The 19,459-nt window shown below is 44.8% G+C and carries 24 protein-coding genes; 10 read left to right on the forward strand and 14 right to left on the reverse strand.

Annotation, left to right across the window (positions count from 1 at the left end):
* Window positions 1-12: 12 nt before the first annotated feature.
* From C1S74_RS13060 to C1S74_RS13085, 6 genes are all read right to left on the reverse strand, one after another.
* Window positions 13-1,479 carry an RNA polymerase factor sigma-54 gene (locus C1S74_RS13060; protein WP_045400531.1) on the reverse strand — a complete coding sequence of 489 codons (1,467 nt, stop codon included), beginning with the start codon at window positions 1,477-1,479 and terminating at the stop codon, window positions 13-15.
* 50 nt (window positions 1,480-1,529) lie between these two features.
* The gene (gene lptB, locus C1S74_RS13065) at window positions 1,530-2,255 is read right to left on the reverse strand and encodes an LPS export ABC transporter ATP-binding protein (RefSeq protein WP_038864508.1); all 726 of its coding nucleotides are present in this window, start codon (window positions 2,253-2,255) and stop codon (window positions 1,530-1,532) included.
* A 1-nt stretch (window position 2,256) separates the two neighbouring features.
* Window positions 2,257-2,751 carry a lipopolysaccharide transport periplasmic protein LptA gene (lptA, locus tag C1S74_RS13070; RefSeq protein WP_038864506.1) on the reverse strand — a complete coding sequence of 165 codons (495 nt, stop codon included), beginning with the start codon at window positions 2,749-2,751 and terminating at the stop codon, window positions 2,257-2,259.
* A complete protein-coding gene (lptC, locus tag C1S74_RS13075) occupies window positions 2,732-3,295 on the reverse strand; it encodes an LPS export ABC transporter periplasmic protein LptC (protein ID WP_038864505.1) in 564 nt (187 codons plus the stop codon). Before lptC ends, lptA begins: the two co-directional genes overlap by 20 nt.
* 90 nt (window positions 3,296-3,385) lie before the next feature.
* Window positions 3,386-4,357, reverse strand: coding sequence for an arabinose-5-phosphate isomerase KdsD (gene kdsD, locus C1S74_RS13080; RefSeq protein ID WP_039975700.1), 972 nt, complete (start codon window positions 4,355-4,357; stop codon window positions 3,386-3,388).
* A 35-nt stretch (window positions 4,358-4,392) separates the two neighbouring features.
* Window positions 4,393-5,358, reverse strand: coding sequence for a calcium/sodium antiporter (locus C1S74_RS13085; RefSeq protein WP_045400534.1), 966 nt, complete (start codon window positions 5,356-5,358; stop codon window positions 4,393-4,395).
* A gap of 400 nt (window positions 5,359-5,758) precedes the next feature.
* On the opposite strand from C1S74_RS13085, the gene mlaF reads away from it, so the two are divergent.
* From mlaF to C1S74_RS13125, 8 genes are all read left to right on the forward strand, one after another.
* A complete protein-coding gene (gene mlaF, locus C1S74_RS13090) occupies window positions 5,759-6,562 on the forward strand; it encodes a phospholipid ABC transporter ATP-binding protein MlaF (protein WP_045400537.1) in 804 nt (267 codons plus the stop codon).
* A complete protein-coding gene (gene mlaE / locus C1S74_RS13095) occupies window positions 6,552-7,343 on the forward strand; it encodes a lipid asymmetry maintenance ABC transporter permease subunit MlaE (RefSeq protein ID WP_038879694.1) in 792 nt (263 codons plus the stop codon). The genes mlaF and mlaE overlap by 11 nt, the downstream gene beginning before the upstream one ends.
* Window positions 7,344-7,345: 2 nt before the next feature.
* The gene (mlaD, locus tag C1S74_RS13100; protein WP_038864498.1) at window positions 7,346-7,843 is read left to right on the forward strand and encodes an outer membrane lipid asymmetry maintenance protein MlaD; all 498 of its coding nucleotides are present in this window, start codon (window positions 7,346-7,348) and stop codon (window positions 7,841-7,843) included.
* Window positions 7,844-7,846: 3 nt separating this feature from the next.
* The gene (gene mlaC, locus C1S74_RS13105; protein WP_038864496.1) at window positions 7,847-8,485 is read left to right on the forward strand and encodes a phospholipid-binding protein MlaC; all 639 of its coding nucleotides are present in this window, start codon (window positions 7,847-7,849) and stop codon (window positions 8,483-8,485) included.
* Window positions 8,485-8,805, forward strand: a complete 321-nt coding sequence (locus tag C1S74_RS13110) for an STAS domain-containing protein (RefSeq protein ID WP_038864494.1) — start codon at window positions 8,485-8,487, stop codon at window positions 8,803-8,805. Before mlaC ends, C1S74_RS13110 begins: the two co-directional genes overlap by 1 nt.
* Before the next feature lie 3 nt (window positions 8,806-8,808).
* Window positions 8,809-9,063 carry a BolA family iron metabolism protein IbaG gene (gene ibaG, locus C1S74_RS13115; RefSeq protein ID WP_005432865.1) on the forward strand — a complete coding sequence of 85 codons (255 nt, stop codon included), beginning with the start codon at window positions 8,809-8,811 and terminating at the stop codon, window positions 9,061-9,063.
* Between the two features lie 9 nt (window positions 9,064-9,072).
* Complete coding sequence (murA, locus tag C1S74_RS13120) at window positions 9,073-10,338, forward strand: UDP-N-acetylglucosamine 1-carboxyvinyltransferase (RefSeq protein WP_045400539.1); 1,266 nt, start codon at window positions 9,073-9,075, stop codon at window positions 10,336-10,338.
* A gap of 147 nt (window positions 10,339-10,485) precedes the next feature.
* Complete coding sequence (locus C1S74_RS13125) at window positions 10,486-11,211, forward strand: 1-acylglycerol-3-phosphate O-acyltransferase (RefSeq protein ID WP_038864490.1); 726 nt, start codon at window positions 10,486-10,488, stop codon at window positions 11,209-11,211.
* 85 nt (window positions 11,212-11,296) lie between these two features.
* On the opposite strand, the gene C1S74_RS13130 is transcribed toward C1S74_RS13125, so the two are convergent.
* The 6 genes from C1S74_RS13130 to arcA form a co-directional block, all read right to left on the reverse strand.
* Window positions 11,297-11,686, reverse strand: coding sequence for a RidA family protein (locus tag C1S74_RS13130; RefSeq protein WP_005432832.1), 390 nt, complete (start codon window positions 11,684-11,686; stop codon window positions 11,297-11,299).
* Between the two features lie 164 nt (window positions 11,687-11,850).
* On the reverse strand, window positions 11,851-12,312 hold the full coding sequence (gene pyrI / locus C1S74_RS13135) for an aspartate carbamoyltransferase regulatory subunit (protein ID WP_038864489.1): 462 nt from the start codon (window positions 12,310-12,312) through the stop codon (window positions 11,851-11,853).
* Window positions 12,313-12,329: 17 nt separating this feature from the next.
* A complete protein-coding gene (gene pyrB, locus C1S74_RS13140; RefSeq protein WP_005441998.1) occupies window positions 12,330-13,259 on the reverse strand; it encodes an aspartate carbamoyltransferase in 930 nt (309 codons plus the stop codon).
* An 89-nt stretch (window positions 13,260-13,348) separates the two neighbouring features.
* A complete protein-coding gene (locus C1S74_RS27075) occupies window positions 13,349-13,474 on the reverse strand; it encodes a hypothetical protein (protein ID WP_005432831.1) in 126 nt (41 codons plus the stop codon).
* Between the two features lie 69 nt (window positions 13,475-13,543).
* On the reverse strand, window positions 13,544-14,554 hold the full coding sequence (locus C1S74_RS13150) for an ornithine carbamoyltransferase (RefSeq protein ID WP_045400543.1): 1,011 nt from the start codon (window positions 14,552-14,554) through the stop codon (window positions 13,544-13,546).
* A gap of 157 nt (window positions 14,555-14,711) precedes the next feature.
* Window positions 14,712-15,932: an arginine deiminase gene (arcA, locus tag C1S74_RS13155; protein WP_045400546.1), complete on the reverse strand. Its 1,221-nt coding sequence runs from the start codon at window positions 15,930-15,932 to the stop codon at window positions 14,712-14,714.
* A gap of 583 nt (window positions 15,933-16,515) precedes the next feature.
* On the opposite strand from arcA, the gene rraB reads away from it, so the two are divergent.
* The gene (rraB, locus tag C1S74_RS13160) at window positions 16,516-16,932 is read left to right on the forward strand and encodes a ribonuclease E inhibitor RraB (RefSeq protein ID WP_038864481.1); all 417 of its coding nucleotides are present in this window, start codon (window positions 16,516-16,518) and stop codon (window positions 16,930-16,932) included.
* Window positions 16,933-17,104: 172 nt separating this feature from the next.
* Window positions 17,105-17,905, forward strand: a complete 801-nt coding sequence (locus C1S74_RS13165) for a glycosyl hydrolase 2 galactose-binding domain-containing protein (protein WP_017187889.1) — start codon at window positions 17,105-17,107, stop codon at window positions 17,903-17,905.
* Between the two features lie 16 nt (window positions 17,906-17,921).
* Here C1S74_RS13165 and C1S74_RS13170 read toward each other — a convergent pair whose 3' ends face one another.
* Both C1S74_RS13170 and C1S74_RS13175 read right to left on the reverse strand, forming a co-directional pair.
* Window positions 17,922-18,827 (reverse strand): bifunctional helix-turn-helix transcriptional regulator/GNAT family N-acetyltransferase, encoded by a 906-nt coding sequence (locus C1S74_RS13170; protein ID WP_082039055.1) that lies wholly within the window; start codon window positions 18,825-18,827, stop codon window positions 17,922-17,924.
* 115 nt (window positions 18,828-18,942) lie between these two features.
* Window positions 18,943-19,341, reverse strand: coding sequence for a DUF2061 domain-containing protein (locus C1S74_RS13175; protein WP_042601054.1), 399 nt, complete (start codon window positions 19,339-19,341; stop codon window positions 18,943-18,945).
* Between the last annotated feature and the right edge of the window lie 118 nt (window positions 19,342-19,459).

A 19,459-nucleotide genomic window follows, 5' to 3' on the forward strand; every position in this document is an offset into this window, starting at 1 on the left:
TCAGTTGGTGCCTTAAAGTAGGCGTTTACGCTGACTTGAAGGGGCGATACCCAAGGATTCACGATACTTCGCGATCGTACGTCTTGCGACTTGAATCCCTTGGTCAGCCAGAAGAGCAGCAATCTTGCTGTCACTCAATGGTTTAGCGGTATTTTCCGCTGCGACCAACTTTTTGATGAGCGCGCGAATTGCTGTGGACGAACATTCTCCGCCATTGTCTGTACTGACATGACTAGAGAAGAAGTACTTCAATTCAAAAATGCCACGTGGTGTGTGCATGAACTTCTGTGTAGTCACACGAGAAATCGTGGATTCATGCATGTCCACTGCCAATGCTACATCGTTAAGTACCATTGGTTTCATGGCTTCTTCACCATACTCGAAGAAATCTTGTTGATGTTCAACAATACATCTTGCAACTTTGAGAAGCGTCTCGTTTCTGCTTTCTAGGCTCTTAATCAGCCATTTTGCCTCTTGCAAATTGCTGCGAATATACTGGCTATCGGCACTGTTGCCTTTACCCAGTTGCGCATATTGTTGATTTACTTTTAGTTTTGGGATGCTGTCAGGATTAATGGAAACCGTCCATTTGCCATGATCTTTAAAAACGGAAACGTCAGGAATAACGTATTCGGTATCATCTGGAGTAATACGGTTGCCAGGTCGAGGGTCCAATTGCTGAATCAGCTTTAACACTTCACGTAGGTCTGCTTCTTTCAGTTTGGTCTCTTTGATGACGAGCTTGTAATCGCGATTACCAAGATGATCGATATGATCGCTCAGCACCATTTTCGCTTCAGCGAGCCACGGTGTATCTTCTGGGAAGGTCGCTAATTGCAGTAATAGACATTCTTGAAGGTTGCGAGAGGCAACGCCAAGGGGGTCAAATTGTTGAATGCGTTTGCGAACGGCTTCGATTTCATCAAGTTCAACATCTTCGTTGTCGAAGCTTTCATGAATTTCTTCTGGAGAGAGCGTGAGGTAACCGTAGTCGTCAACCGCATCAATGATGGCTAACGCGATGGTGCGGTCGGTTTCGCTAAATGGCGTTAAGTCTAACTGCCACATCAGGTAATCGTGCAGCGATTCAGTGGTTTCACCTTGATAGACCGGCATATCGTCATCAAGCGCTAAGCCTGTGCTGCCAGTGTTCGCGCTGTAAACATCGTCCCAAGTGGTGTCGATTTCTAGCTCAGAGCTGATTTCAGATTTTTCAATCACGTCTGAGCTATCAGGAACATCAATCTCGGCAGTTTCATTGGCACTGTTGTCTGCAGCATCGAGTGCTGATTTGTCTTCACTATTTGCTTGAGGTTCTTCTTGGCCTTCTTCAACTTCCAATAAAGGGTTGGAGTCCAAGGCTTCTTGGATTTCCTGTTGAAGGTCGAGCGTCGACAATTGCAACAAACGAATCGCTTGTTGTAGCTGCGGCGTCATGGCTAACTGTTGACCTAGCTTGAGTTGTAATGAAGGTTTCATTCAGTGTTACTTACCTTGTAATGCTCAGAATCTTACCGTTCCTAATGTAATCATAGACGGAATTGTTCACCGAGATAAACTTGTTTCACCTGCTCGTTATTGAGAACCTCATCCGGAGTTCCTGAAGCAATAAGGTGTCCTTGACTTACGATATAGGCTTTTTCACAAACGTCCAAGGTTTCACGAACGTTATGGTCAGTGATTAACACACCAAGACCACGATCGCGCAAGTGTTCAATGATTTTTTTGATGTCGTTAACCGAAATTGGGTCAACACCCGCGAACGGTTCATCCAACAAAATGAACTGAGGGTTTGCTGCCAATGCACGAGCGATTTCTACACGGCGGCGTTCACCACCTGATAGTGCCATACCCGCACTGGTGCGTATGTGCTGTATGTGGAATTCTTCCAATAAATCTTCAAGCTTATCTTGGCGCTCTTCTCGAGTTAACTCTTGGCGAGTTTCTAGGACGGCCATGATGTTGTCTTCAACCGATAACTTACGGAATATGGAAGCTTCTTGTGGCAAGTAGCCGATACCTAGGCGCGAGCGACTGTGCATCGGTAGGATACTGATGTCTTGATCGTCGATAGTGATGATGCCTTCATCACGAGGTACCAAGCCGACAATCATGTAAAACGATGTGGTTTTACCTGCGCCGTTTGGACCCAACAGTCCCACAATTTGACCAGACTCGACTTCGAGGCTCACGTCCGTAACGACCTTGCGTTTCTTGTAGCTTTTAGCAAGATTCTTTGCGCTCAGTACTGCCATATTAGTTCTCGATTTGGTTCGGTTGCAGGATGGTGGTAACGCGCTCATTCTTCGAGCTGTCAGCAACAAGCTTCTGTTGACCAATTTGGTAGCGAATTGATGAGCCCTTGATGGTGTTACCGTCTTGGGCTAGCTGTGCTTGGCCTTTCATGGTCAATTCGTCAGTAGAAATACGGTAATCCAATTCAGTAGCTTGACCACTGAGTGTTTTACCATCGTCCATTAATTGAGAGAAAGTGGCAGGTTTACCAAATGCTTGAATTTGTTTGATCGCTTCCGTTTTCGGGTCACGAGTTACAACAATTCTGTCAGCATCGATATTGATGCTACCTTGCTTAAGAGATACATCACCTTTAAAGGTCACCTGGTTACTCTTCATGTCCACCTGCTGGGTGTCTGAATTAATGTAAACCGGCTGTTGCGTATCCGACTTAAGTGCCAACGCTTGTGGCGCTGCTAATACCAATGCCAATAGGCTAAGGTGTAACGGTTTCATATCGACCTTGAACTTCATCTGTCAGAGTCGCAGTGTGGGCTTTTAAGTTGCCTTGCATTGCGCCTCCGGTAGTTTCAAATTGTGGTCCAACCAACATTACTTGTTGATCGGCTTTAAAATCACGATTGCTTAAGTTGATGACCAGCTTGTCTGTTGCCATGGTGTCAAAGCTTGCGTCAGGCAATAAGTTTTGCATGAGAACTTTGTCGTATAACGTCAGGATCTGGTCTTCATCAAGTACTGCTCTTGTTGCAGTGACCTTCCACTCAACAACGCTACCTTCACGGTAAACCATCAGTGTTGGGCTATTAAAAATCGTATCTCCACTCTTGGCGTAATGATCCAAGCTGTTAGAGCGAATGATGTAACTGCGGACACCATTTTCACCATAAGTGATATTTTCTAGTCCAGTACCACTGAACATAGGCAGTTCTAAATTAGGTGCAACCTGTATATCTTCATCGCCTTTTGGTGTCAGCAAATAATAACCACACCATGCGACAACGAAGATCAGGAGCAAATAAATAAGGCGAGTAAAACTCATAAAATAAAGGCCTTTATCTTAGCTCAGTACTTCCCTGACCATTGCCTTAATCTGTTAATCAAATTGTGTAAACATTTGTTGATGGATGGATTACATCACACCCGCTTTCAACAAATCGTGCATATTCAGCGCACCAACAATCTTGTTGTTGTCGCACAAGATCAGAGCATTGATGTTTTTATCTTGCATGAGATTCAAACCCTCAACAGCTAACATTTCTGGATGAGCCGTTGTTGGGTTTTGAGTCATCACTTCACCGATTGCTGTGGTGTGAATATCAATACGTTTATCCAAAGTACGACGCAAGTCACCATCAGTGAATATACCAAGCATAGCATCGTGCTCATCGACAATCGCGGTCATCCCTAAGCCTTTCTCTGAAATCTCAAGAAGTGCGTCGCGAATCAATGCATCTGGCGCAACTTTTGGTAGTGCATTACCAAAGTGCATAATATCAGACAGCTTGAGCAGCAATTTTCTTCCCAACGCACCACCAGGGTGTGATAGAGCGAAGTCTTCTGCAGAAAAACCACGAGCTTGAAGCAGGGCAACGGCAAGAGCATCGCCCATGACCAAAGTTGCTGTTGTGCTGCTCGTTGGTGCAAGACCAAGTGGGCAGGCTTCTTGCGGAACGGTGATTTGCAAATGCATATCCGACAATTTGGCCATGTTCGACTCAGGCTTGCCTGTCATGCTGATAATTTTGATGTTCAGACGTTTCAATACTGGGAATAGAGATAAAATCTCGTGAGACTCACCAGAGTTAGAAATCGCAATGACGATATCGCCTTCACTGATCATTCCTAGGTCACCATGCGCAGCTTCACCAGGGTGAACAAAAAACGCGGAGGTGCCTGTACTTGCAAGGGTCGCAGCAATCTTGTTGCCAATGTGACCTGATTTGCCCATCCCCATAACGACGACTTTGCCATTATTGGAAAGAATCAATTCGCAAGCTTGTTCAAACTGCGCATCAAAATACTGGTCCAGTTGTTGAAGTGCGGTCACTTCAATATCAAGAACTTGTTTAGCAGCAGCACGAAAATCAAATTGAGTGGACATATCAGAGCTCCAATTTGTCTTTACTTATTATGTTATTAAGCGGCCATGTTTGCGAATAGGTACACTTGGTAGCCTAAGAAACACACAAACAGGATTGAACCTTCTAAACGGTTGATACTGCGAGATTTACCAAGACACATTGCCACAAGCAGTAGCGATACGCCGAGCATAACCCAAAAGTCACGACCCATCGCAAATTCACTTAGCATTGAAGGATTGATGATGCCCGGTAGGCCCATTACCGCCAAAATGTTGAAAACGTTTGAACCGATGATGTTACCCACAGCCATATCGTCTTCGCCCTTTAGAACGCCTGCTAGAGATGCAGCAAGCTCCGGTAGGCTAGTGCCGATAGCAATGATAGTAAGGCCGATAACGAGATCACTCATACCAAAGTGTTTTGCAATGATGACGGCGTTGTCGACTAACATGCTTGCTGCCAAAGGTAGAAGTATCAGACCGATCACAACCCACATAACGGCTTTTGGATTACTTACACCTTCAGGGACTTCTGATTCTTGTTCATCGACAAAAGCATCGCCCGCTTTTTGTTCTTTGCGGCTGATTTGCAACATGGCAAATAGGAACGCAGCAAAGAGTACAAACAGCAATACGCCTTCGTAGAAACCTAGGTGGTTATCCCAAAGTAAAATACCAGCCAGCACGGTTACTGCTATCATCAATGGCAATTCTCGACGAACCACAGCCGAGCTGATGGAAAGTGGTTTGATGATGGCGGTGATACCAAGAATTAAAGCGATGTTGGCGATGTTCGAGCCAAGAACGTTACCGACAGCTGTGTCGGTTTTACCGTCCCATGCTGCGGTTGCAGAAACCATCATTTCTGGCGCAGAAGAACCCATCGCCAAAATGGTCATGCCGATCACTAAAGGTGAAATACCGACGTTGCGGGCCAGAGCTGCAGAGCCAAAAACAAGTTTATCTGCACTCCATACAAGTATAACAAGACCGACGATAAGCAACGCTACGGCTTCGACCATGATGATTCCTAAGTAATAAAAATAAGTGAAATGAGTAACCGCTAATTTTGACCTTTCACAGCCAAAAATGGAAGATAAACAACAAATAAATTAAAGGTTAGTAACGAAATTGTGTTTAATTGTTGCTCGATCGCGTGTTGTATTTGATACCGCTTATCTGGAGTTGAATTTAAACACCTTCCTTTGATTTCGTCATATTTTATGAAGAATTGCTTGAATTTGGTCGGCTTTATTTAATTGAACAGTGCTTTTAATTCAAGTTCAATGTGCTTATGATTGCAGCCTAATAAGTGTACCGAAGTCACTTTAGGATATTCTCGACGTAATATCTTGAAAACAATCGGGGTTGAGTTGGCTGATGACTCTGTGAGTCAAACTCACAAACAGTAGAAGAGATAGTATGTCGAACAACGATTTAGTTACCGTTAACAATCTCACTTTTTCACGAGGCGAACGTAAGATCTTTGATGGCGTTGATTTACACGTGCCAGAAGGGAAAGTGACGGCCATTATGGGGCCATCGGGGATCGGTAAAACGACACTGTTACGCTTAATTGGCGGTCAGTTGTACCCCGAACAAGGTGAGATCTGGTTTGATGGCGATAACATTCCAACACTCTCACGTAAGAAGCTTTACCATGCTCGAAAGAAGATGAGCATGTTGTTCCAATCAGGCGCTCTGTTCACGGATTTGAACGTTTTCGATAATGTTGCCTTTCCTTTACGTGAACATACAGAACTCTCTGAAGAATTTATCCGTACTATGGTGCTGCTTAAGCTTGAAGCCGTAGGTCTACGTGGTGCCGCAAAGTTGATGCCAAGTGAACTTTCTGGCGGTATGGCTAGGCGAGCTGCTTTAGCACGCGCGATTGCGCTCGATCCCGACCTTATCATGTATGATGAACCGTTTGTTGGTCAGGATCCGATCACCATGGGCGTATTGGTTGAGTTGATCAGTAATTTGAATCGAGCGCTAGGTCTGACTTCGATTGTCGTTTCACACGATGTACCAGAAGTGATGAGTATTGCGGATTGGGTTTATTTGATGGCCGATGGCAAAATCATTGCTTTTGGTACGCCACAAGATCTGAAAGACAATCCAGATCCACGTGTGCAGCAATTCTTGTTGGGTGATGCGGATGGTCCGGTACCGTTCCGATTTCCCGCTCAAAGTATCGAAAAGGATTTATTTGATGGTCGATAGTTTTATTCAATTTGTCGCTTCATTAGGAAGACGCACGTTGGCCATCTGTGAAGCCTTTGGCCGTGCGACACTAATGTTGGTTGGTGCTTTGGTAACCCGACCACAACCGGTCAAAAACTTCCCGTTATTAGTGAAGCAGCTTTACTCCGTTGGTGTGCAGTCTCTGGCTATCATTGTCGTATCGGGTTTGTTTATCGGCATGGTGTTGAGTTTACAAGGCTATGTCGTGCTGGTGGACTACGGTGCGGAAGGCAGTCTCGGGCAAATGGTCTCTCTATCGCTATTGCGTGAGCTAGGGCCTGTGGTAACCGCCTTGTTATTCGCTGGGCGAGCTGGGTCTGCATTAACCGCAGAAATCGGCTTGATGAAAGCCACTGAGCAGCTTTCGAGTATGGAAATGATGGCGGTAGACCCGCTTAAACGCGTTATCGCTCCTCGTTTTTGGGCAGGTGTGATTTCCATGCCACTGTTGGCGATGATCTTCATGGCTATTGGTATCTGGGGCGCTCAAATTGTTGGCGTTGATTGGAAAGGCGTTGACCACGGTAGTTTCTGGGCGGCAATGCAGTCGTCAGTAGAATTAGGCCAAGATATTGGTAACAGCATGATCAAATGTATCGTGTTTGCGATTACCGTTACTTGGATCGCTCTTTTTAATGGCTATGACGCGATTCCGACTTCGGAAGGGATCAGCCGAGCAACGACGCGCACGGTAGTGCATTCTTCTTTAGCAGTACTGGGACTAGACTTTGTACTGACCGCATTGATGTTTGGGAATTAATCATGCAACAAACACGTAAAACTGAATTATGGGTTGGCAGCTTTGTATTGGCAGGAATTTGCGCGATTCTTGTGATGATTTTTCAGGTTGCTGACGTAAAAAGCATTGGCTCTGGCAATACTTATACCCTGAAAGCTGAGTTCGATAATATTGGTAGTTTAAAAGTTCGTTCACCAGTGAAAGTTGGCGGCGTTGTGGTTGGTCGTGTGAGTGATATTACACTTAACCCTGAAAGCCTACTTCCAATTGTGAGCTTGTCGATTAACAGTCAATACAATCAATTCCCAGAAACTTCTAGTTTACAAATTTTGACTTCTGGATTGATTGGTGAGCAGTACATTGGCTTAGTTCCGGGTTTCATCTTTGATGATGAAGAAATGTTAGTTGATGGTGATACCATCGAAGACACCAAGTCTGCCTTAGTTTTAGAAGACTTAATTGGACAGGTGCTATACAGCATCGGTGGCTCCGGCGATTCTGGCAAAACGAGTAAGGAATAACCCATGTTCTCTAGATTATTACTTTCTTTCGTAGCGGCATTTACTGCTTTTGGTGCAGTGGCTGCAGAAGTAGACAAAACTCAGCCTTATCAAATGATGAGACAAGTTGCGGAAGTGACATTTGATCGTTTGAAAGCTGAACAGCCACAAATTAAGCAAGATCCGAATTTGCTTAAGACTATCGTTGAAGAAGAGCTGATGCCTTACGTCAACGATCGCTATGCGGCATTAAAACTGCTTGGTCCGAACTTAAAAGGCGCGAAGCGTGAAGACGTTGGTGAGTTTATTAAGGCATTTCGTTCTTACTTGGTGACGTCTTACGCACAAGTCTTAACGCAATACACAGACCAGCAAATCGAGTTTGGCCCTGAACCTAAGTTAGACCCATCTAAGCGCATTACAAGCATTAAAGTGGATATCATCGACGCTCCGCGTCCGAACATCAAACTTGAGTTTAAATTGCGTAAAGATAAGAAAACCGGTGAATGGTTAGCATTCGATATGGTTGCAGAAGGTATTAGCTTACTTTCAAGCAAGCAATCGGAGTGGAATACAAAGATTCGTCAAGACGGTATCCTAGCGGTAGCAAAAGATCTTGAAAAATTGGCGGCACAGCCAATTCGTTTCGAGGCAGCAAAGTAATGGCGCAGTCTCATTCTCAGTGGCATTTACAATCAGATATTCTTAAGCTTACAGGGGCGTTGGATCGAGATACCGTGCCTTCTTTGTGGGCCGTTGCGCAGCGATGGCAGCCATCTCAAACCGAGCTAGAATGCTCGTTAGAAGAGATTGAGCGCGTCGACTCTGCGGGAATGGTGATGTTAATCCACTTATTAGAGCATGCAAAAAAACAAAACTGTCATATAATGCTCAGTTTCGTGCCGGCGCAATTGCGCACTTTGTTTCAGCTGAGCAACGTTGAATCTTTAGTGGCCAAACATATACAGAATTATCAGGGGTAAATTGTGGATAGCGCAAAAGTACAACAGTTACTAGAAGAAGCACTAAACCTTCAAGAAGTGCATGTAAAAGGTGAAGGTAGCCACTATGAGGTGGTTGCTGTTGATGCTTGTTTCGATGGAATGAGCCGCGTTAAGAAGCAGCAGTTAATTTACGGTCCTCTGATGGATTACATCCAGCGTAACGACATTCACGCGCTATCGATTAAAGCGTTCACTCCAGAAGAGTGGGCTCGTGATAAAAAGCTAATGTCGCTTTAAGGTTTATTGATGGAAAAGTTTCGAGTTATTGGGTCAGATAAACCACTGGTTGGTGAAGTGACCATTTCAGGTGCAAAAAACGCAGCACTGCCGATTTTATTTGCGTCTATCTTGGCTGAAGAGCCAGTAGAGGTGGCGAATGTGCCACACCTTCGTGATATCGATACTACTATGGAACTGCTTAAGCGTTTGGGCGCAAAAGTAAGCCGTAATGGTTCTGTTCATGTCGATCCAAGCAGCATCAACGAATACTGCGCACCTTACGACTTGGTGAAAACCATGCGTGCATCAATCTGGGCACTTGGTCCGCTGGTGGCTCGTTTTGGTAAAGGTCAAGTTTCTCTACCTGGTGGCTGTGCGATTGGCGCTCGTCCTGTTGATTTACATATCACAGGTCTAGAGCAGCTTGGCGCAACGATTACACTAGAAGATGGTTACGTAAAAGCAGAAGTGGACGGTCGTCTAAAAGGCGCTCACATTGTGATGGACAAAGTGAGTGTTGGTGCAACGATTACTATCATGTGTGCGGCAGCGTTAGCGGAAGGTACCACAACGCTAGATAATGCAGCGCGTGAACCTGAAATCGTTGATACAGCAGACTTCCTAAACAAGCTTGGTGCAAAAATTTCAGGCGCGGGCACAGACACCATCACTATTGAAGGTGTTGAGCGTTTAGGTGGCGGTAAGCACAACGTTGTGGCTGACCGTATCGAAACGGGTACGTTCCTTGTTGCTGCGGCTGTTTCTTGCGGCAAAGTTGTGTGTCGTAACACCAACGGTCACTTGTTAGAAGCGGTACTTGCGAAGCTAGAAGAAGCGGGCGCATTAGTAGAGACTGGTGAAGACTGGATTTCTGTAGATATGACGGATCGTGAACTGAAAGCGGTAAGCATTCGTACTGCCCCACACCCAGGTTTCCCGACTGACATGCAAGCACAATTCACGCTATTAAACATGATGGCGAAAGGCGGCGGCGTAATTACTGAAACGATCTTTGAAAACCGTTTCATGCACGTACCTGAACTGATGCGCATGGGCGCAAAAGCGGAAATCGAAGGTAACACAGTCATCTGTGGTGACGTAGATTCTCTAAGTGGTGCGCAAGTAATGGCCACTGACCTACGAGCTTCGGCAAGTTTGGTGATTGCAGGTTGTATCGCGAAAGGCGAAACCATCGTTGATCGTATTTACCACATCGATCGTGGTTACGACAAAATCGAAAATAAACTGTCTGCTCTTGGCGCAAATATTGAGCGCGTGAGTGAGGCGGGGTAAACTGCATCGCAGTTGACTTCGATATAAAGAGAGCCGAAACTCAGGTTTCGGCTTTTTTATGTCGCGCTCTCTTTCATAGCTGATGACTATGTCCAAAGAACCAACAATAGCTGTATCTGGCGTAAAGCCGGTTCCTGGAGAACAACAATGATTGCACTATTACGTGTATTTGCTGTCGCAATTTTCGCAATTGTGATGTTTATTGGTGGTTGTGGTTACTGCCTATTAAGTCCTCGAAATCCTAAGCACGTTTTCACTTTTGGCCGCTTGTTCGGCAAGATGTCTCGTGTGTTCGGAATCAAATTAGAATTACGAATTCCTGAAGATGCTTACTCTCGTGGTCAGCATGTTTACATCGCGAACCACCAAAATAACTGGGATTTGTTTACTGTATCTTCAGCAGTGACACCAAAAGTCGTGACGGTAGGTAAAAAAAGCTTAGCGTGGATGCCACTATTTGGTCAGCTTTACTGGCTAACGGGTAACATTTTAATTGACCGTGGTAACCGTTCTAAAGCTAAGGGCACTATTGATCAAGTAGTTGATAGCATTAAGCAGAGTGACGTTTCAGTATGGATGTTCCCAGAAGGGACGCGCTCACGTGGCCGTGGCTTACTGCCATTTAAAACCGGCGCATTCCATGCTGCTATTGGCGCAGAGGTGCCAATCATTCCGATCGTGTGTAGTTCAACTGATCACATTAAATTGAACCGTTGGAATAACGGTCATGTGATCATTGAAATGCTGCCACCAATCAGCTCTGAAGGCTATGGCAAAGAAGGCGTTCGTGAACTTGCAAACACCTGTCGCGATCAAATGAAAGCGAAGCTAGAAGCGCTGGATGAAGAAGTAAAACAGCGTAATGCCGCTTAAATTGAAATAGAACACTGCAACAAAAAGACAATAAAAAACGGGTAGCCTAAGCTACCCGTTTTTTTATGTTTCTTAGCAAGCGCAATTATTTACGAACGGCGATTGCTTCAATCTCGATGCCAACATCTTTTGGTAGGCGAGCTACTTCGACACAAGAACGTGCTGGGTAGTTTGCTACTTCGTGCTCATCGAAGAACTTGCCGTAAACTTCGTTCACAGTACCGAAGTCGTTTAGGTCTTTAACGAATACCGTCATTTTTACGATGTCAGTGACTTTAAGGCCTGAAGCTTCAACCACTGCTTTCACGTTTTCTAGAGATTGACGTGCTTGCTCTGCGATGTCCGCAGACACTTCACCTGTTGCTGGGTTTACTGGGATTTGGCCAGAAGTTAGAACCATGTTACCTAGATCTACGCCTTGAACGTAAGGACCGATTGCTGCTGGTGCAGACTCAGTGTGAAGTACTTTCGTCATTTGAATTGTTCCATCTGTTTAGGGGAATAAAGAGTGTACTCAAACAATTTGAGCGTTCTTAAGAAGAATCAGTGTGCCTTTAAACATGAAGCACGTAAAGAGCAAAATACCCCGCAGGGCGGGGTATCAGTCAATTTATCGTTAGCAAGAATTGAAGCGGGAAATTAACGTTCAGTGACGATCTCACGAGCGAAGACTTTCTCACAGTATTTACACTTCAGACGGATTTCTTCCTTCTTCTCGAATACTTGGAAGCTGCTCGCAACTGGTTCGTTATGCGTAATGCAGTTCGTGTTTGGGCACTCAAATACGTTGTTGATACGTTCAGGAAGCTCTAGTGCCAGCTTTTTTACCACTTCGTAATTTTCGATTTGGTTAACCGTAGCGTGTGGTGCGTATAGTGCCAATTTGCTTGCTTGCTCTTCGTTGATGAACACGTTCTCGATCTTCAACAAGTCTTTATGACCTAATGCGGATGATGGCAGATTAAGGCCAATCGTCACGCGTTGAGAAGAGTTGTGCATATCGAACAATTTCAACACTTTGATACCAATTTGGGCTGGAATGTGGTCGATTACTGTGCCGTTTTTGATTGCTTCTACCTGCAATTGAGTTTCTTTAGTCATGTCTTTTTCTCCCTCGATTACAGTGTTTCGTTAAGAACCAATGCCAACAATGCTTGGCGCGCGTACACGCCATTTTCTGCTTGTTGGAAGTAGTAAGCGTGCGGTGTTACGTCGACGTCTGTGGTTATTTCATCCACGCGTGGCAGTGGGTGTAGCACTTTCAAGTTCTCACGCGCACCTTCTAGTAGTGCCGCTGTTAGGATGTAAGCTGACTTGATGTGCGCGTATTCAGATTCATCGAAACGCTCTTTCTGTACGCGTGTCATGTACAGAATGTCTAGTTCAGGAATCACGCTTTCCATGTCTGTATGCAGGCTGTATTGAATACCTGCTTCATCGAGTTCTTCACATAGGTAATCAGGCATCGCGAGCGCTTCAGGTGCCACAAAGAAGAAGCGAATGTTATTGAACTTCGCCAATGCTTGAGTCAAAGAATGCACGGTGCGACCGTATTTTAGGTCACCAACGAACGCAACGTTCAGGTTGTCTAGACGACCTTGTGTTTCTGCAATCGTGTATAGGTCGAGTAGCGTTTGTGTTGGGTGTTGGTTGGCACCGTCACCAGCGTTAATCACAGGAACGCCGTTAGAGAACTCGGATGCCAAGCGCGCTGCACCTTCTTGAGGGTGGCGCATAACGAATGCATCGACGTAAGAAGAGATCACTTGAACTGAGTCAGACAGTGTCTCGCCTTTTTTCGCCAGAGAGGTGTTACCACCGTTATCAAAACCAATAACATCGCCACCAATACGTTGAATCGCTGTTTCGAATGACAGACGAGTACGTGTGGATGGCTCAAAGAAACAGCTCGCTACAACCTTGTTTTTAATCAGTTCTGGACGAGGTTCTTTTTTTAGCTGACCTGCAGTTTCTACAATCAGTTCCAGTTCTTCACGTGAAAGCTCTGGAATAGAGATGATGTGCTTCTGGTAAAGCGAGTTCGCCATGATCTTCTTCCCTATAACAGTGGTGACTATCCCCAAAATTACCCTGATGGAATTTCGGACATAAAAAAACCTCCCCAATTGGGGAGGTTTTAAAATTCAATAGAATTAACGAAAATAACAGCACGTAAGCGTAGTCGCTTAGCTAGAGCAAATCGCGTTTTTACGTCAGCAATCGGCGTGGTCATTTCATAATCCTCAGACAAATTGCCGAGCATTATACGCTTAACTTTCGTGAGCGCAAGCGATTACATCATGGTTTTTGTTACCATTTTTAATGCTTTGGTTTAGCTGCCTAACGTTGCCACCATCACGGCTTTAATCGTGTGCATACGGTTTTCGGCTTCGTCGAATACGATAGAGTATTCAGACTCAAACACCTCTTCGGTGACTTCAAGCCCTTTCATTCCGTATTTCTCTGCTACCTCTTTACCCACAGTCGTTTCATCGTTGTGGAAGGCTGGCAGGCAGTGCATGAACTTCACATGAGGGTTACCCGTTTGCTTAATCACATCCATATTGATTTGGTAAGGTGTCATCAGTGCAACACGCTCATCCCAAGCTTCAGCAGATTCGCCCATGGAGACCCAAACGTCGGTGTATAAGAAGTCACAGCCTTTAACGCCTTCTTCAACGTTTTCAGTCAGCGTGATCTTCGCGCCAGTTTGTTGGGCTATCTCTTGGCAAGTTGCGACTAATGCTTCTTCTGGCCAGAAGGCTTTTGGCGCTACAAGGCGAATGTCCATGCCCATTTTGGCTGCGCCAACCATGAGTGAGTTACCCATGTTATTACGAGCATCACCAAGGTAGGCAAACGTCATCTCATGCAGTTGTTTACCGCGCCCGCGCCCGTGCTCTTGCATGGTCAGGAAGTCAGCAAGAATTTGGGTAGGGTGGAACTCATCAGTCAAACCATTCCAAACAGGGACGCCTGCGTAAGTACCGAGCTCTTCAACAATAGATTGACCAAAGCCACGATACTCGATGCCGTCGTACATACGACCAAGAACGCGTGCGGTGTCTTTCATGGATTCCTTATTACCAATCTGCGAACCAGAAGGGCCGATGTAAGAGACCTGAGCGCCTTGGTCAAAGGCAGCAACTTCAAACGCACATCGGGTACGAGTAGAAGATTTCTCAAAGATTAGCGCGATGTTTTTACCTTGAAGTTTCTTCTGCTCTGTTCCTGCATATTTAGCTTTTTTCAGCTCTGCGGACAGTTCGAGCAAGAACTGGATCTCTTTAGTTGAGAAATCCAATAGCTTCAAAAAGTTGCGATTACGTAAATTGAAAGCCATAGCTCGTCCCTTAGGTCGTTTGGTTAATAAAGAATAAAAGCATTAAAACATATAAATGCTTTTATTGTGAATAATTATTTTAATTAAAAACAAAAAAAGGTTGATACATTCACATCAACCTTAGTCTCAATTGGTTTTATTTGGTGGGAGAGGTTTCTCAAATATCGTCACGTTCGATTGGGCAGCTCATACAGCGTGCACCACCACGACCGCGACCAAGCTCGTTACCCGGAATAGTCAGGACTTCAATGCCAGCTTTGTCGTACTTCTCGTTAGTGTAGACGTTACGTTCGTAACCAATCACAACACCAGGTTTCACCGTCAGTACGTTGTTGGCATCGTTCCATTGCTCTCGTTCAGCTTCGTAGCTGTCACCACCCGTTGTGATGATCTTCAATTGATCTAAGCCAAGTGCCGATTCGATGGCATGCAGATAGTTGTGTGATGCTTCGACATGCATTTCACCGTTGCCTTTAGGTGTTAGGCGCCAAGTATCTAAATCTTTACGCATGATTTCTGGGTATACCGAGAAAGTGTCCACATCCATGTGCGTCATGACCGTATCAAGGTGCATGCACGAGCGGTGTTTTGGTAGGTCGATAGCAATCACTTCTTTCGCCTGACCAGATTTAAATAAACTCGCCGCTAAGTTTTCTACACCTTGTGGGGTTGTACGCTCAGACATACCAATCAAAACGGCACCTTTACCGATAACCAGTACATCACCGCCTTCTACGTTTGCGTTGTCATAGTGAAGGTCTTCATCACCGAAGTAATTAATGAAATCTTGACCTGCGAAAGTTGGGTGCCAACGGTAAATCGCGCGCAGATGGTTGGTCTCACGTTGTCGCGCAGGCATCATCATTGGATTAAGAGAAACGCCGCCGTATACCCAACATGATGTGTCGCGGGTAAAGAGGTGGTTCGGAAGAGGTTCGATAACGAAATCCAATGGACGCTTCATTTTTGGTAGCATCGAAGAGGATTTGATGGGTAGTTCAGAGTAGGCCAAACCACCAAGAAAGATAGTCGCAAGATGCTCGTCATCCATTTCTGCAAAGTATTGACGCAAATCACGAGCAAATGTTGGACCGTAGCGGAAATCGGAGATTTGAGTATTCAACAACCATTGTTTTGCTTCAGGAACGGCAAGTGTCTCTACGAGCAAATCGTGTAGCAGTAGCACCTCGACATTTTGCTCTCTTAGTGTACGGGCAAATGCATCGTGCTCTTCCCCTGCAGCTTCTACCGCGAGCACATCGTCAAATAACAGTTCGTGACAGTTTGATGGGGTGAGGTGGGTGAGGGCACGCTCTGGGCGATTCAATAACACTCGTCTAAGTTGACCAACTTCTGATCCAACATACAGCTTGCTCATTTTGTATCCTTACAAATTTTCCAGCCATTAGTTATGACAAGCTTGCCGCAAAGATGCAAGTCCTAGAACTTACTCTATATGTCGATATCTTGCCTTTTATTAGCGATATATTTTGTAAATTAATGCTTTGCATTTTTAAATTCTATATTTAGAGCTTTGTTCATAGTATTTAAAAAGTGCGTTTTTATTCTTTTTACTCGCTTTCAATAGACTCACATTGTTAGTGCATAAAACACGCATAACTATTCTCAAATATGCATTTTTAAAGCTTTCTTTATTCGCTTGCATTTTTAATTGCCTTGTTGGTGTATTCACTTCATAGCCATAAACACGCAATGCACTCTCCTATCTCGACGAATTTACTTGATTAGGATCTTCTGAATATTAAAGATTTCTTGTTTTTGTTAATTTTTTGTTTCTGTGAGCGAGGTTTCGATTTTTGAGAAAGAATATTCGCTAAGAATCCAAGCCGTTTGGTGTTTGTTTGTGGCTTTTCATCGCAATCCGTGCCATATTTCACCGCATTAACATACTCAGTCTTGAGTATAGTGTTTTCATCAAGTAACTAATCTGGAGCCAAAACATGTCTCACGAAGATGAATATCTATCAGTAGAAGAATTAATTGAGATTCAAAAGGAAGAGACTCGCGATATCATTGCAGCATTGCTAGAAGACGGCAGCGATCCAGATTCACTATACGAAATCGAGCACCACCTATTTGCAGAAGACTTCGACACGCTAGAGAAAGCGGTTGTGGAAGCATTCAAAATGGGCTTTGAAGTGCTTGAAGCTGAAGAAACAGAAGATGAAGACGGTAACAAACTGCTTTGTTGTGATGCAACAATGGAATCTGCACTAAACGCAGAAGCGATTGATGCACAGGTTGAGAAGTTGATTCACCTTGCAGAAAAATACGACATCATTTACGACGGTTGGGGTACTTACTACGAAGGCGAAGATGCGCTTTACCCAGACGAAGATGATGAAGACGAAGAGTAATCGACTCATTCATTCTAAGAAGCCAGCGTTTATCGCTGGTTTTTTTTGTGCCTTAAAAATGATAACCGAGGGTGACCATAAATAATTCTCATTGAGTTTGTAGGCTTACTGCCTATAACCCTAAGCCACTTGAGTATATAATGCATGAAAATTGATCTAGCTCAAGGTGTATATGCAACTCTCACTCGCCGGTTTATGGCAAGTCTCTCCACTGACGGACCTTTCTATCCCACAGGATGACATTACTTTCCCTGCTCCTTTGAGTCAGGTGTTGCCTGCAGAACTGACTGAAGAAGCGATTCGTCAGCAAGAGTGGCACCTGATGCACGACATTGAAGTGGACGAATCCATGATGGCATTTCCAGCGGTAGAAATGGTGTTGGGTGGTGTGGATTACCATGCAGAAGTGCGTTTGAACGGAGTCGCATTGTTCGACTGTGACGGCTCACAAAGCGTGTACAAAAAAGACATTCGCCCATTCATGCAGATGGGGCGCAACCGTTTTGAGATCCTGTTCCTTGAGGAAGAAGAAGATCTTCTGTTGGATGAGGATAAACCAGAGTTGTGCTCACTTGCGGATCATGAATACCAAAAGAGTGATGAGCGCTTGGGGGTATGGCAAGAACCGTATCTACAGTTCATTCGCAATGTTCGTTTAGACCGCGTGGCTACCGAGCAGATTTGGCACCACGGTGGTGGTTGTGAGTTTAAAGTCGACTTGTACTATCAAACTTTTGCGCCGGGTCTAGTATCGGCATCGGTTAAGTTTAATGGCATGACTTACCATATTCCTATTGATGTCCGAGCGGATCATGCGAGTGCTTTATTCCAGATCGAAGCGCCAAAGTATGCCGATCTTAACGATCCCGATCCAAAAGATCTCTACGAACTCGTAGTGGAGTTGGATGGGCAACGCCAAGCATTTACAGTGGCACTTAGCCAAGAGCTCTGTGTTACCCATCTTGTACTTTAAGTTTGGGGATAAAACGCTATAACGTCTTAAGCATCACGACTTCACATGCATCATGCCCTGTTTGTCCTAGCGGGGCATCGAGATGCTCAAAGCCTAGCTTTTCATACAAGCCTACCGCTTCTCTTAGACATTCTGTCGTTTCTAAATAGCACTGCTGATACCCAAACTGTTTCGCTAGCTGTAAGCTCAATGCGACGATGCGTTTAGCTAAGCCGTGCCCTCGTGTTTGAGGTAAGAAGTACATCTTTTGCAGCTCACACACATTTGGCTCACCAGCTAAAGGTGCAAAGCCGCCGCCACCCACAATCTTGCCTTGGTACTCTACTACCCAGTAGGCTGCGCCTTGTTGGTCGTAAACTGAGTACATGTCATCAAGCGTTGGATCGGCCACACCATAACCTTTATCTGCGGTTAAACCGTATTCTGCAGAGACTTTACGAATCACGTCCGCAACTTGCGAGTTATCTGCTTTGGTAAGAGGTCGAAGAACGTATTCCTCAGCCTGGCACACTTTCGTTAGCCCTTTTAGGTAAGTCTCTAAACCAAGTTTGATTTGCTCTTGCTCGCTGTCATCCAGTTGGGTAAGCAGTTGTTCAAAGAAGCTGTTTTGCTGTTGGTCTAGTAGCGATAACGCCTGTTGACCTTGCTCTGTAAGCGCCACAAGTTGACTGCGTTTGTCTTTCGGGTTTTCGATACTCTCAACTAAACCTAATTTGATCAGCCCAGTAACGGTGCGGCTTGCATTGGACTTGTCGACATTGAGCTGTTGTGCTAGTTGATTGATGGTCAACGGCTGCAGTTGGATCTCACCTAACGCGTGCGCTTGCACTGGAGTGAGAGCGACGTCGCCACATTGCTTATCGAGCATACCAAGCAATCGGACGGCTTGACGGGAATAGTGTCGGAGTTGACGAGCATTCATTATCACTTACCTCTAAAAATAAAGTTGCGTACCGCAACTAAATTAATTGCGGTACGCAACTTTGTCAATGGTAAATGTCATTTTGCTCGTTAGGAGGCGTATTGAGCCTCCATGTTTAAGCGTGTTGGTGCAGACAGAACTGTGGTGCTTGGTTATCTGATCTACGCATCCATACTTTCTCGTGGAAGTAGTACGCTACTGTATTCAAGCTTGGCTCTAGCATTGCCATGATACCGCCGACAAACGCATCACCTGTTAGTAAGTAAACTACGGTAAAGGCAACACTGAAGTGGATAGTGGCAAAGCTTGCGGTTTTTATTTTGGTCATCCACTGACGAGCTTTAAGCGCAGGGACTTTTGCCCATGCTTTTTCATGAAAGTAGAAAGCGACAGTGTTCACTGAAGGCTCAATCATGGCAATTAAACTACCAATTAGAATGTCGCCAGTAAGCACGTAAGCGACACTAAACGCGATAGTAAAATGGAGTGCTGCAAAGGTTAGTGTCTTTTTCATGATAATTACTCAATTGTTGTGTTGTTTCGATAGGTCTATTATTGAGAATTATTATCATTAAATCTAATGGGCAGTTAAGATTAGTTTGATAGGTAAAAACTATTAAATATGAGGCAGA

Origin of the sequence: Vibrio hyugaensis, from assembly GCF_002906655.1 — a bacterium.
GTDB lineage: Bacteria > Pseudomonadota > Gammaproteobacteria > Enterobacterales > Vibrionaceae > Vibrio > Vibrio hyugaensis.

Coding starts and splice junctions, on each gene's coding strand:
- C1S74_RS13165 (WP_017187889.1), top strand. CDS start 17,105: ATGCAACTCTCACTCGCCGGTTTATGGCAAGTCTCTCCACTGACGGAC.
- C1S74_RS27075 (WP_005432831.1), bottom strand. CDS start 13,474: ATGCTCGGCAATTTGTCTGAGGATTATGAAATGACCACGCCGATTGCT.
- C1S74_RS13175 (WP_042601054.1), bottom strand. CDS start 19,341: ATGAAAAAGACACTAACCTTTGCAGCACTCCATTTTACTATCGCGTTT.
- arcA (WP_045400546.1), bottom strand. CDS start 15,932: ATGAGCAAGCTGTATGTTGGATCAGAAGTTGGTCAACTTAGACGAGTG.
- lptC (WP_038864505.1), bottom strand. CDS start 3,295: ATGAGTTTTACTCGCCTTATTTATTTGCTCCTGATCTTCGTTGTCGCA.
- mlaC (WP_038864496.1), top strand. CDS start 7,847: ATGTTCTCTAGATTATTACTTTCTTTCGTAGCGGCATTTACTGCTTTT.
- C1S74_RS13085 (WP_045400534.1), bottom strand. CDS start 5,358: ATGGTCGAAGCCGTAGCGTTGCTTATCGTCGGTCTTGTTATACTTGTA.
- rraB (WP_038864481.1), top strand. CDS start 16,516: ATGTCTCACGAAGATGAATATCTATCAGTAGAAGAATTAATTGAGATT.
- lptB (WP_038864508.1), bottom strand. CDS start 2,255: ATGGCAGTACTGAGCGCAAAGAATCTTGCTAAAAGCTACAAGAAACGC.
- C1S74_RS13110 (WP_038864494.1), top strand. CDS start 8,485: ATGGCGCAGTCTCATTCTCAGTGGCATTTACAATCAGATATTCTTAAG.
- kdsD (WP_039975700.1), bottom strand. CDS start 4,357: ATGTCCACTCAATTTGATTTTCGTGCTGCTGCTAAACAAGTTCTTGAT.
- C1S74_RS13170 (WP_082039055.1), bottom strand. CDS start 18,827: ATGAATGCTCGTCAACTCCGACACTATTCCCGTCAAGCCGTCCGATTG.
- mlaD (WP_038864498.1), top strand. CDS start 7,346: ATGCAACAAACACGTAAAACTGAATTATGGGTTGGCAGCTTTGTATTG.
- lptA (WP_038864506.1), bottom strand. CDS start 2,751: ATGAAACCGTTACACCTTAGCCTATTGGCATTGGTATTAGCAGCGCCA.
- C1S74_RS13130 (WP_005432832.1), bottom strand. CDS start 11,686: ATGACGAAAGTACTTCACACTGAGTCTGCACCAGCAGCAATCGGTCCT.
- mlaF (WP_045400537.1), top strand. CDS start 5,759: ATGTCGAACAACGATTTAGTTACCGTTAACAATCTCACTTTTTCACGA.
- pyrB (WP_005441998.1), bottom strand. CDS start 13,259: ATGGCGAACTCGCTTTACCAGAAGCACATCATCTCTATTCCAGAGCTT.
- mlaE (WP_038879694.1), top strand. CDS start 6,552: ATGGTCGATAGTTTTATTCAATTTGTCGCTTCATTAGGAAGACGCACG.
- murA (WP_045400539.1), top strand. CDS start 9,073: ATGGAAAAGTTTCGAGTTATTGGGTCAGATAAACCACTGGTTGGTGAA.
- C1S74_RS13060 (WP_045400531.1), bottom strand. CDS start 1,479: ATGAAACCTTCATTACAACTCAAGCTAGGTCAACAGTTAGCCATGACG.
- C1S74_RS13150 (WP_045400543.1), bottom strand. CDS start 14,554: ATGGCTTTCAATTTACGTAATCGCAACTTTTTGAAGCTATTGGATTTC.
- pyrI (WP_038864489.1), bottom strand. CDS start 12,312: ATGACTAAAGAAACTCAATTGCAGGTAGAAGCAATCAAAAACGGCACA.
- C1S74_RS13125 (WP_038864490.1), top strand. CDS start 10,486: ATGATTGCACTATTACGTGTATTTGCTGTCGCAATTTTCGCAATTGTG.